The organism is Propionibacterium sp. (genome assembly GCF_047719395.1).
Taxonomy (GTDB): Bacteria; Actinomycetota; Actinomycetes; order Propionibacteriales; family Propionibacteriaceae; genus Propionibacterium.
Genome location: NZ_JBDNTB010000046.1, coordinates 1 through 10,902 on the forward strand (window position 1 = coordinate 1; position 10,902 = coordinate 10,902).

Sequence of the window (10,902 nt, forward strand, 5' to 3'; positions counted from 1 at the left end):
ACCATCCGCGTCTCGAGCCGCGGGGGCGCCCGGCCGCGGCGGGGGGGCGGCCCCGGCGGGGGGCTCCACCGGGGCCCGCGCCCGCCCGAGCCCGGGGGCGCCGCGCGCGCCGCGCTGGGCGCGGCGGCGCGCGGCGACCGTGGACGCCCACGCCGCATCAGACAAGCCTGCGGGACGGTGACCCTCATCCAACGGGTTGAGGCGCGTGGACAGGCCGTGGCCGAGAATGATGGCCCGCCCGCCGACGGCCTGGGCGACCGGGGTGTGTTCGCCTTTCGGGTCGCAGGGAATGTACACGCGCCGTCCGAACGGCAGGCTGCGCGTGTACAGGCTCTTGGCCAACGATGATTTGCCGGAGCCGACGATGCCGGCGACGATCACGTTCGGCGCGGTGATGGCCCCCTCCTTGTACAGCTGCCAGGGGTCGTAGACGAAGCTGCCGCCCGAGTAGAGGTCCGCTCCCACGAACACGCCGTTGGCGCCCAGACCGCCTTCGGCGAGGAACGGATACTGGCCCGCCAGCACCGCGCTGGTGTCCTGGTGGCGTGGCAGGCGGAATCGGCCTGGCGTGCGCAGGGCGGCGGGTCCGGGTTCCCCGGCCTTGGGTAGGTAGCGGGTGGCGCGGCGTTCGGCCCGCTCCGCTTCGCGGCGTTCCCTCGCGGCCTCCTGTTCGGCGTGGCGTTGCTGGGCTTGCAGTTTCGCGGCGGCTTGGCGGCGTTGCTTGCGTACTCGCCGCTTCTCGTGGGCTGGGGAGACCAGGACGGCGGTGTGCAGGCGTTCCTCGCTCATAGTCCCAGCCCCCGAGGGGTGTCCGCGCCGGGTCGCCGGGCGGGCTGCTGGTACGAGGCGTCCCGCACTCTGCGACGGCGGGCCGTCAGTTCCGGCTGGGGCCGGGGAGCTGCTTCCTGCACAGCGGTGGGGTTGGGGTGGCGGTAGAGGGCGACGTGGCCCATGAACGGGTTGTAGGTCAGCGTGTACATGCCCGATTCGGCGGTCTTGTCGAGCGTTCCGACGGGGATCGCATCATGGACGTCCCGGTTGGCGATGGCCGCGCCCGTGGTCTCCTCCCCGGCATCCCAGTTCGACAGGTGCTCCACGGCGGCCTCGACGCCGTGCGCGTCGATCATGTCCAGGACTTCATCGGCCTCCTGGCCTTGGAGGAAGACGACGGTGACCCACTGCCGGTCCAACGCCACGCCCGGTTCGGTGTCGGGGGCGGGTTGGGTGTGCCAGGCGACCCGGCCCGCGGCACTGAACCCGACGGCGAGCCGGTCGTAGGACTGGTCCAGCAGCCGCGCCGCCTGCCGCAGTTCGGCGGCGGCGGTCAGGGCGTCCGAGACTCCGGTCTCGTGGTCACCATGGTCGTCGAACGCGAACGGGACCCGGGATTCGTGGTTGGCGGCGACCTGTTCGAGCACCTGATGCAGGGACCGCATCGCGGCGGACAGGTCGCCGAGCACGCCGTACATGGCTGCGGGCTGGTCGAACACCCGGCTGGCGTACGCGAGCCCGCGCAGGGCCTCGGACGCTTCCGCCGCATCGATGCTGGGGTTGTCGAACGTGGGCATGATGCCTCCTCAAGGTGGTTTAGATGGTTCGGGCGAGCGGGAGGGCGGCGGCGGTGAACGCCTGGGCCTGCTGGCCCACCAGCCGGCGGGTCTCACAGGACGCTTGGATGGCGGCCTGCTCGATCGCCGCCACAGCTGATTCCAATTCGGGCTCGCTGGGCGCGGTGACGGCGATGAGTCCGGAGTAGCGCAGCACGCCGTGGCCTGCGGTCAGCTCGGATTCCTGCTGGAGAACGTCGTGGTATTCGGCGGACTGTGCGGCGTCCTCGATCTGCCCGATCCTGGCGCGTTGGGCGGCGTCGGAGATGTACTCCACTTTCTTCTTCCTGATGTCTCGGGCCGCGGCATCGGAGCGCATCGGCGTGTAGATCAGGGAGATCGAGCGCTGTATCCCGCTCGACAGGGCAAGGGGGGCGAGGAAGCCGGGATAGACCAGTGAGCGTGGCCATTCGCTGATCCAGAGGACCGTGTGGTGGGCGGAGTCGGTGCGTAGGCCGCCCCAGGTCTCGGTGACGGCGACGGGTCCGGCGCCGGCCAGTTCGCGCCCGATGCTGCCGTGGCGTTCCAGGGCGGCGGCCATGGCGGGGTCGTAGGCCGAGCGCAGGATCACCGCCACGTCCCCGGCGGTCAGCCAGCCGGACGGGTGGAGGTCCGCCGACCTGAGCGCGGTGGTCAGGGTGTCCATTTCCTGGCGGAGCACGGCGGCGGCTCCCCTGATGCCGCCTCCGGCGGTCTTGATCTGACGCGCGGCGGCCCGCATGTTCAAGGCGAGGCTGATGGTGGTGGCGTGGCGTTCCCCGGCGGGGCCGGCCCGCTCGATCAGCTCGCTGTAGGTGGTGGACGCCCAGGACGTGTCGTGCGTGCCGTGTTCGGCCCACCATTCGGCCAATCCGGTGCCCGAATCCGGCAGGGTCCGCTCCAGCACTTGCAGGGTGGCGATCCGTCCGGAGCGGCACGTGGTGGCCAGGACGCGCCCCCAGGCGGTGATGCGGCGTTCCTGCTCGCCCGGGTCGAGCAGGATGAACGCCGGATGCGACACCTCCAAGATCGCCGTCAACGTCTGGCCGTGGGGGTCGTGGATCATGCACGCCCCGGACGTGGGGTCGGTGTATTCGCGCAGGCGGGCCATGTCGCCGGGCAGCGCCAAGGTGCCGTCGGGGCGGGGTGTGACGATCCGGCGGCGGTAGAGCGCCTGTCCGCCGGTGGTTTTCCACAGCCACCAGAGGCCGACCGGCAGCCACTCCACCAGAGGCCGTCCCGCTACCGGTATCCACGTCAGCGCCACGCACGCGCCCCAGATGGGTGCGGTGTAGGCGAGCATCATGCCGCCGCCGGAGTAGACGGCGACCACCACCGTGGCCAAGGCGACGCCCAGCGCGATCAGCTGGGAGACGGACAGGCCCAGGAGGACGCCCCGGCGGGTGAGGCGGGAGAATTTGACCGGCACCAACTCCGTGGAGGGCGCATTGTCGCTGCTGCTCATGGGCTTACTCCTTCGATGGCGGGGTCCGTGGGACGGGTGGAGGCGGCGGGGGTGGCGGCTCGCTGCCACGCGGCGCACCCGACGACTCGGAGGACGATGGCGCGCGCGTGGGCGCGTTCGGCGGCGGCGGCGCCGCTGGTGGTGGTGTGGTGCCGGTGTGGTTGGCGGCGTCGGCGGTCTGCTCCGCCTGCCCGGCCAAGGCGGTGCCCATCTTGGGTCCGGCGGTCGCGGCCTCTTTCGCGACGATCACCGCCCCGGCCACCGGGGCCGCCGCCGCAGCGCCGCCCGCGGCCGCACCGCTCGATGCACCAGCCCCGCTGCTGGATGCCGCAGCACTGCCGCTGGATGCAGCACCTCCAGATGCGCCGCCGCCTGATGCCGCTTGTTGACCGGCACCCGCCGGAGCGGTCGAGGAGGACGGGCTGCCCGGTCCCGGACTCGTGCCGCTGGTGCCGCCGCTGCTGTCGAGTATCTTCTTCGGCCCCTCGCCCGATTCCGTGGTGGGTATCGGGAGGGGCCGGTTGAGGGCGCTCTTGGTGTCTTGTTCGGCTCCCATTTGGTTGTAGAAGTCCACGCCCACGAAGGAGAGGAACCGGTAGACCATGTAGGGGCTGAATCCCGCCAGGGCCATGAGCACGATGCCTGCCAGCGGGTCAGACACCGAGGTCAAGTCGGCGGAGATGGGCGCGGAGACCTGGGTGACGGCCACGAGGAAGATGACGACGAGGACGAGCTTGGAGAGGATGAGGGCCAGCACGAACATCGCCCACTTGCTGATCCACCCTTTCGGCGCGTCCCACGAGGAGCCGGAGAACGCCAACGGGGCCAGCACGATGGCCACCAAGAGCAGGGCTTTGCGGATCAACAATGACAGCCAGACGATGGCGGCGGAGGCGATCGCCAGCCCGGCCAGGAAGATGATCAAAATGGCTCCGACGCCGGGCGAGGCCATCGTGATGCCACCCAATCCGGCGACCAGGGCGGCGATCTTGTCGCCCATGGTCTGTGTGGTCTCCCCGGCGGCCTGGATGATCCCGGTCGAGAGCTGGTCGGTGATCTGTAGGGCCAATCCCACCAGCGTGATCACCAGGAACGAGCCGAGCACGCTTCTGGCCAGTCCCAGGGCGGCCCGCGTCAGGGCGGTGGGGTCGCGTTTGACCAGGCCGGTGATGAGCTGGAGGAGGAAGAACAGGAGCATGAGGATCGCGCCGATGCCGAAGATCAGGTTGTAGACCTTCACGTATTCGGGGCGGGTGACGTCCACGAGGGTGGTGGTGTCGAACACCGTCCAGACCGCTTCGAACAGCCAGCTCGCGGCGTCCCCCATGGCCTGGGCCAGCCACTCGAACGGCGCGGACACCAGGGTGGCGGCGGCCTCCCCGGCCACGTCGCACACGTTGGAGATCACAGGAACGTCGCAGACGCCCATCACCGGCCTCCCCTCGCTCTGGTCGCCGGGCTCATACGGCTTGGCCGACGTTCCAGAAGAAGTTGATGAGCGTGACCGCCGCCCCGCAGATCACCGCCGCCCCGCAGGAGACGAGCACGCCGACCTTGCCCCGTGAGGCGAGGTGCGGGTTGGAGCTGTTGGCCCCGAAGCCCCACACGATCGCCGAGATGATCAGGGCGAGCACGGACAGGATGAGGCCGACGGTCATGACGGCTCCCACGATGGTGCGCAACTGGGCGATGCCGGGCAGGCCGTCGGTGTTCGGGGTGATGTTGATGTCCAGCGCCACGATGCCAGCGGCATGGGCGAGAGAAGAAGCGATCAGGTCAGTCACGACGGGCTCCAATCCAAGACGGGCCGCCCACAGGGTTGCGGGCGGCAGGGTGTGTCCCCAGTCAGGTGCACCCCGTCGCCCCGGACACGAAGAAATGCCCGCCCTCCATGCGGAGGACGGGCACGGTGCACGGGCCTGTCAGAGTTGGTCGCCGACGCCGATCAGCCAGTTCAGCAGCGCGACGCTGCCACCGGCCAGGACGGCGACGCCCAAGGCGACGAGCACGCCGGTGCGGCCGCGTGAGGCGAGCTGGTAGTTGCCACTCGAGGCGCCGAACGCCCACGCCACCCCCGACACGACGAGCGCGGCGACCGAGGCGATCAGCGTGATGGTCAGCAGCGCGCCCACCACGTCGCGCAGGCCGTCGATGCCGGTCAGACCACTGAAGTCAGGAAACACATTCATCGCTATCTCCTCCCTCAGTTCTCTCTTCGTGATGCGGAGGTGACCGTAGGAACCGCCGGTGACATTGGTGGGGTCGCCTGTTCACCCTGCCGCTCGGACACGCACCCGCCGCTCGTGTCCGCATTGACGGTCCCGGTTTGGCTGGCGGCCCCGTGCTGGGCGAGCCACGTGTCGGCGTCGATGGGCTCCCCGCCTCCGGGGCGGACTTCGAGGTGGAGGTGGGGTCCGGTGGAGCGGCCCGAGCTGCCGACATCCGCGATGTGCTGACCTGCGGTGACCCGTTCGCCGACCGTGACGTGGATGCCGGAGGCCCACATGTGGATGTAGCCGGTGGAGACCGCCTGGCCGCCGATGGTGTGGTCGATGACGATGTGCCCGCCCCACGTGTCGGTGTATTCGGCGACCGTGACGATGCCGTCGGCCACCGCGTAGATCGGCGTGCCGTCCGGGGCGGCGTAGTCGGTGCCCTCATGCAAGGTCCTCGCCCCGGTGATCGGGTCAGTCCGGTAGCCGAACGGGGAGGTCATCACCCAGGTGCCCTCTGGCAGGGGGAACACGATCCGCGATGTCTCCGGGATGCTCGTGTTCGGCTGGCCGGCGCTGGATGTTGGCGTGGTGAGGGTGTCGAGGATGGTCTGGGCGACGGGTTCGTAGTTCCGGTAGCGGTCCGGGAACGCGCTGACCTCGACGGCCTGGGCGGCCTGGCCCTTGTCCATGGACTGCCAGTCGGGAATGTCCAGCAGGCCGCGAGGACTCGGGTAGTTGGGTCCGGTGGGGCCACCGAAGAACGCCGTGACTTGATAGTTTGGGTCCATCAACTCGGCCACGCTGCCCCAGCCGGATTGCGGCCTCATCTGGAACAGGCCCAGCGAGTCGTGGTCTCCGCCGTCCCCGTCGCTGGGATAGTCGGCCGATTCCGGGTAGGCGCTCGTGTTCGACAGCATCCGCAGCGTGGATTCGGTGAGGGCGGCCATGAGGGCGATCTGCACCCCGTCCCGGGTGACGCCCTCGATGGTGGAGCCGACGGTGATGATGGTGGCCGCGTGCGTGAGCTGCGTCTTGGTGAGCGTGAAGGTGCTGCCGTCTCTCGCGGTCACCTTCAGGGAGTCAGGCACAATGCCGATGTTCAGAGCACCGGTGGTGGTGCAGGCGGCGTTCGCGGCGGGATTCGCCAGCAGTCCCACCGCCACAAGCATGATCGAGGGTCCGAGCAGGAGCAGGGAGAGAGCGGCGATTCCGAGCTTCCTCAACATCACGACCACGCCCTATTTCAGGGGGTTGTCGAGCTGGGACAGGCGCAGCACGTGGCACGAGTCCGCGCCCGGCTGGCAGGCGAGGAACACGGTGAACGAGACCGGGAAGTCCTCGCTGACCGGGCGGCCATCCCAGTCGCCACTGCGGTGGCGGGTGCCCTCAATCGTGATGGCGGTCGCGCCGGACGGAATCTGACCTGTCGGGTCCTGCTCCACGGCCTGCGCCCACGCATCGGGCACGTCGGTTCGTTTGATGGTGAGGCTCTGGCGGGTGGCGTGTTTGCGCAGTTCGATCCACTGCTCGCGTGAGGGCAGATAGTTCGCCACGTCGGAGGCCAGCCCGGCCTGTTCCACCCCGGAGGGGTCGCCCACCGCCAGGAGCGCTGAGGTGTAGTCCAGTGGCCAGAGCCCCGAGTTGGTATCCCAGGTGAACAGGGTGGTGGCGAGGTTGCGGGCGAACACGTCCGGGTCGCTCGACCCCTTCACCGTCGGCGGCGTCGAGGCCGACGGCGAGACACTGGCCGGAGTGCCGGTCGGCGAGGGACTCGCCGCCGATGGCCGCGAGACGGAGGTTTGTGTGCGGCCGGCGGCCAGCCCGTAGACGCCGATGCCGGCAAGGATGAGGAGCACGGTGGCGGCGGCGATGACCGCATAGAAGCGGCCCCGCGAACGAGGATCAGGTGAAGTCTTCATGACCGGCAGGTGCACCCGCCCGCCCCGTGGCCGGCGTCAGAGGGCGCGCAGGCGGGGCTGCTGATCGCGGAGCGCGCGGAGTTTCCGGGCGGCCAGGGCGGTGCCTTCGGCGGTGGCGTAGAACGCTTCGGCCTGCTCCTCGCTCAACTCCCGGGCCAGCGCGTCCAGATCGTAGCGGTCCCACCATTGGTCCAGTTCGCCCCAGGTCAGGATGAACGCGCGCACCGCAAACCGGACGGGAGCAGGAGACCGCCTCGCCGAAGGCTTGGGTTTCTTCGGGGCGTCCTTGACCCGGGCCAGGGCCTGATCGGCCAGCAGATGCAGCTGCGCGTCACGATCCCCGTTGGCCGCGTCGACCGCCGAGCGGACGGACTGGTAGATGGGGTGGATCGGCGCATCCGCCTCGATGTCTGTCAGCCCGTCGCAGGCTTGCTGACGGAGGTCTTCGGGCAGCTGCGGGTTGTCGGCGGCGTCGCGCAGGTAGCTGATCTTCTCCAGAGTGGTGTCCGAGGGCGCTCCGGGGATCATGCCGGCCGCCTGCTTGCTCACCCGTCCCGTGGACTGCGCCGGTGTGCCAAATTTTGGCGCACCGTCATGTCCCGGCTGATGGTCCGTGCTGAACCGGCTGGCGGTTTGGCGGTGGGAGGCGTCCTCGGCGAGCAGCTGCTTGATCTCCCGGTACAGGGCCTCGGCCTCCAGCGGGGTGAGTTCCTTGTGCAGCACGTTGTCGTCCTGCTCGGCCAGCAGGTGGGCCAGCCGGTCGGAGATCGCCGAGCGCACCCACACGTTCACCGTCCTCCACCCCAATTGGCGCACCGCCGCCAATCGCCTCGCCCCGCACACGAGCAGCCCGTCGGGAGTGATGGTGATCGGTTGCAACAAGCCGTCCCGCCCTATCGACGCGGCCAAGGCCTGGAGGTCGCCCATGTCCTTGCGGTGGCGGTTCCCGACGCGGATCGAGGAGACCGCCCGGTCGAGTTCGATGTAACCCGCTGCCGTGTTCATCAGGCACCTCGCGCATCCGGCCTGCCGGGCGCGGCCAGCACGACCTGCGCCACGAGGTCGTCGTCTGCCAGCAGATCGACCAGCTGCTCGCCGAGCAGCAATCGCAGGAGGATGCCCTGGCCACGGCCGGTCGCCGCATAGGCCGTGTCGGGGCTGCCGAGCAGGACGCGCAGCAGGCTCGCCCACGAGACGGCCGGCACATCCAACAACGCTCTGGCGTGCCGGTCCCGGCGCAACGCCTCGTAGGTGGAAGCGCGAGAGCCAAGACGGGCGAGAGCGTCGCACACATGCCCGATCGCCGCCTCCGCTGTCCCGTGGGGCCAGCCGAGCAGCGTGAACAGGGTGATGGCGTCCTCAATGACGGCGATCACCGGCCCCGCGTCCTCCCGCTCGGGTTCCTCTTCGGCGTGCTCCTCGTGGATGTGGAATGCGGGATGGTAATCCACGAGCAGGTTGTCACGGTCGGAGAAGCGCTCGGCGTCGTGGAAGCGGGAGACCTGGGGACGGCGGGCCTGATGGGTGGAGCACAGCAGACCCTGGGCACGTTCCTCGGCGATGCAGGTGATCCGCACCGCATGCGTGACCACCGCCCACGGGTCGGCGGCGTTGCGGGCGGCGCGAGTGCGCATCACATCGAACGCGGCCCCGGCGGCCTCCCACGGGTCCAGCCCGTGCTTGCGCGCCAAAGCGGCGTACTTCTGCGCGGTGAACGCCATCAGCTCACCGGCCGCAGGGTCATGCCGCCACGCGCCCCGACCCAACTCGTGCAGCCGGGTCAGCAGGGCACGCAGACCCTCGCCAGTGCGGAAATCATCATCGCCTCTTTGTGGGGCGGCAGTTGGTGTGGGTTTCATGGTGTGGGTACCTCCTTGCTGGCAGGTGCACACCGGCTCCCCGGATCGGCGGGGCCAAACCAGACGAACGACGCTCATAGGCCATCACCGCATCCCCACCCCGAAACGGGACGACCCCACCGGCATGGCGCTGCGGCGTCCGAACGCCGAGACCGGCGGCAGCCCGCGCACCCGCCGCGATACCGCCCTCACCCCATTGACCAGGCCCCGCCGGGTTTGGATGCCCGCGACCTGGGGGAAGCGGATACCCGCGCCCGCCACCCGGCCGCTGCCGCGCGAGAGCAGGTCGGAGGCACGCACCCACTCGATGCCACGCGCCCGCGCCGAAGCGAGCCGCTGCGCCAACGCCCGCCGGGAAGCATCCGTCTTGACCGCATCCGGCACGATGCTCTCTGCCTCGTCGGCGGCGGCCCTGACGATGCCTGCCTCAGACTCGGTCTCCGGGACCGTTGTCTTCCCCGTGACCGTCCCAGCCTCCGGCGCGGTGAGGCGGGCCCGCTCGTCCCCGATATCGCGGGCAGCCTCCAGCGTCTCCCACGTCGCGATGGTGTCCATGGGTTGTGTGTGCTCGTTCATGGTTCATCTCCTGTCCGTATCCGAATCGATGTCATCAGTGGGGTGCGCGAGCGCGAACCAGCGGCCCACCGTCGAGGCATGCACACCCAGATGCCGGGCGATCCGCTTGTTCGACCAACCCGCCTCCCGCAGCCGTCGAGCGCGTTCCCGCCGGTCAAACGGCGACTCACCCGCAGCGGATGGTTCGTCAATAGTTGGCACGTTTCCGTTGGGTGCCTGTCCGGGTTCTGGCGTGTGCTCACCGGGCACGATCTCCGGCGTGGGACTTGGCGCATCGCCCGATGCCGATCTCTGATGGACTGCGACGCGCGGCGAATCGGTCGGCTCGTCGGGTGTGCGGATGAGGATGACCGTCAGATGCGTGATCGCCAGCAGGACGATGGGCGGGACGGCTGCGACCGCCGCCGCGAGCATGCTGGGCACGCCGGTGTCGGCGGAGACGACGGCGTGCGCGGCGTTCGCGGTCACCGAGATCAACGCCCCGCCGCCCAGGAGCATCCACGGGTACCACGCGCTCCTCCGCCCGGCCAAGGCGACGACGGAGACGGTGGCGACCACGATGATGCCATCCACGATCAGCGGCCACGCCCACGCCTGACCAGACGCGATGCCCGAACGGGCGGCCAAGTCGGCCAGGGCGGTGAAGGAGAGCCAGAACGCGCCGAACGCGATCAGACGCGTCCCGGCGATAGCCGTACGCGCCGCCCACCGGCGGCCCAAAGTCTCGCTCATTAGAGCCCCCTTCCGCCGGGCGTGGCCCGCTGGGGGTCACGGCGCACAGAAGGACCAGGCATCGAAGCCGGGCGTGGAAGCTCCGGCTGGGTGGTGCTGTAGGCGGATCGCACCGTCGTGGCGACCTCCCGCTCCGACAAGCCGACCGCCCCCGCCGGGGAGCGCAGCAGCTCCAGCGCGTCCGCAGGGGCGAGCCCCTGCTCGACGAGACGGCAAGCGGCCCAGAACAGGCCCCTGTTCCGCTCGCCCTCCATCAACGTACCCACCCACGACACAATCCGATCCACCGCGTCCGCGTGAGACAACGTCGGACGGAAGGCGCGGGCACGTTCGGGTGGCTTCGGATTGAGGAAGTTCCGCAGCCGTGCCGCATCCACCGATGCTGAGGCGTCCGCGTGCAGTTCCGCCACCTCATAGGCGCGCCACACACCGTCAACCCGGACGTGGGGCGGCGGCGCGAGTAATTATACCCCCGCCCCCCCCCACTCGCTCCCCGCGTTAGCGGGCAGCCCCCCCCCCCCCCCCCCACCCGCCGGGGCGCCGGAGATT

General features: G+C 69.9%; 12 protein-coding genes and 1 pseudogene. All 13 read right to left on the reverse strand.

The genetic code is table 11. The features are described 5' to 3' along the window. Positions 1 to 789: pseudogene (locus tag ABF648_RS08850) on the reverse strand (ATP-binding protein); the annotation flags it as partial. Continuing rightward, entirely contained in the window at positions 786 to 1,568 is a 783-nt protein-coding gene (locus ABF648_RS08855) for a hypothetical protein (protein ID WP_415631927.1), read from the reverse strand. The gene ABF648_RS08855 and the pseudogene ABF648_RS08850, both read right to left, overlap by 4 nt. A gap of 19 nt (positions 1,569 to 1,587) precedes the next feature. Next, a complete protein-coding gene (locus tag ABF648_RS08860; RefSeq protein ID WP_415631928.1) occupies positions 1,588 to 3,051 on the reverse strand; it encodes an SCO6880 family protein in 1,464 nt (487 codons plus the stop codon). Between the two features lie 4 nt (positions 3,052 to 3,055). After that, on the reverse strand, positions 3,056 to 4,480 hold the full coding sequence (locus tag ABF648_RS08865) for a conjugal transfer protein TrbL (protein ID WP_415631929.1): 1,425 nt from the start codon (positions 4,478 to 4,480) through the stop codon (positions 3,056 to 3,058). Between the two features lie 31 nt (positions 4,481 to 4,511). After that, a complete protein-coding gene (locus ABF648_RS08870; protein ID WP_413771542.1) occupies positions 4,512 to 4,826 on the reverse strand; it encodes a DUF6112 family protein in 315 nt (104 codons plus the stop codon). Between the two features lie 147 nt (positions 4,827 to 4,973). After that, positions 4,974 to 5,240 carry a DUF6112 family protein gene (locus ABF648_RS08875; protein ID WP_057374778.1) on the reverse strand — a complete coding sequence of 89 codons (267 nt, stop codon included), beginning with the start codon at positions 5,238 to 5,240 and terminating at the stop codon, positions 4,974 to 4,976. A gap of 14 nt (positions 5,241 to 5,254) precedes the next feature. Further along, positions 5,255 to 6,493 (reverse strand): M23 family metallopeptidase, encoded by a 1,239-nt coding sequence (locus ABF648_RS08880; RefSeq protein WP_081014884.1) that lies wholly within the window; start codon positions 6,491 to 6,493, stop codon positions 5,255 to 5,257. A gap of 12 nt (positions 6,494 to 6,505) precedes the next feature. Beyond that, a complete protein-coding gene (locus ABF648_RS08885) occupies positions 6,506 to 7,186 on the reverse strand; it encodes a hypothetical protein (protein WP_301448371.1) in 681 nt (226 codons plus the stop codon). 36 nt (positions 7,187 to 7,222) lie between these two features. After that, positions 7,223 to 8,191, reverse strand: coding sequence for a ParB N-terminal domain-containing protein (locus tag ABF648_RS08890; protein WP_415631930.1), 969 nt, complete (start codon positions 8,189 to 8,191; stop codon positions 7,223 to 7,225). Then, positions 8,191 to 9,045, reverse strand: coding sequence for a hypothetical protein (locus ABF648_RS08895; RefSeq protein WP_415631931.1), 855 nt, complete (start codon positions 9,043 to 9,045; stop codon positions 8,191 to 8,193). The genes ABF648_RS08890 and ABF648_RS08895 overlap by 1 nt, the downstream gene beginning before the upstream one ends. An 84-nt stretch (positions 9,046 to 9,129) precedes the next feature. Then, positions 9,130 to 9,621, reverse strand: a complete 492-nt coding sequence (locus tag ABF648_RS08900; protein ID WP_415631932.1) for a hypothetical protein — start codon at positions 9,619 to 9,621, stop codon at positions 9,130 to 9,132. A gap of 3 nt (positions 9,622 to 9,624) precedes the next feature. Then, positions 9,625 to 10,353, reverse strand: coding sequence for a DUF2637 domain-containing protein (locus ABF648_RS08905; protein WP_415631933.1), 729 nt, complete (start codon positions 10,351 to 10,353; stop codon positions 9,625 to 9,627). Further along, positions 10,353 to 10,763, reverse strand: coding sequence for a primase alpha helix C-terminal domain-containing protein (locus ABF648_RS08910; RefSeq protein ID WP_415631934.1), 411 nt, complete (start codon positions 10,761 to 10,763; stop codon positions 10,353 to 10,355). The genes ABF648_RS08905 and ABF648_RS08910 overlap by 1 nt, the downstream gene beginning before the upstream one ends. Positions 10,764 to 10,902: the final 139 nt, after the last annotated feature.

Coding starts and splice junctions, on each gene's coding strand:
- ABF648_RS08885 (WP_301448371.1), bottom strand. CDS start 7,186: ATGAAGACTTCACCTGATCCTCGTTCGCGGGGCCGCTTCTATGCGGTC.
- ABF648_RS08905 (WP_415631933.1), bottom strand. CDS start 10,353: ATGAGCGAGACTTTGGGCCGCCGGTGGGCGGCGCGTACGGCTATCGCC.
- ABF648_RS08900 (WP_415631932.1), bottom strand. CDS start 9,621: ATGAACGAGCACACACAACCCATGGACACCATCGCGACGTGGGAGACG.
- ABF648_RS08860 (WP_415631928.1), bottom strand. CDS start 3,051: ATGAGCAGCAGCGACAATGCGCCCTCCACGGAGTTGGTGCCGGTCAAA.
- ABF648_RS08865 (WP_415631929.1), bottom strand. CDS start 4,480: ATGGGCGTCTGCGACGTTCCTGTGATCTCCAACGTGTGCGACGTGGCC.
- ABF648_RS08890 (WP_415631930.1), bottom strand. CDS start 8,191: ATGAACACGGCAGCGGGTTACATCGAACTCGACCGGGCGGTCTCCTCG.
- ABF648_RS08875 (WP_057374778.1), bottom strand. CDS start 5,240: ATGAATGTGTTTCCTGACTTCAGTGGTCTGACCGGCATCGACGGCCTG.
- ABF648_RS08880 (WP_081014884.1), bottom strand. CDS start 6,493: ATGTTGAGGAAGCTCGGAATCGCCGCTCTCTCCCTGCTCCTGCTCGGA.
- ABF648_RS08855 (WP_415631927.1), bottom strand. CDS start 1,568: ATGCCCACGTTCGACAACCCCAGCATCGATGCGGCGGAAGCGTCCGAG.
- ABF648_RS08895 (WP_415631931.1), bottom strand. CDS start 9,045: ATGAAACCCACACCAACTGCCGCCCCACAAAGAGGCGATGATGATTTC.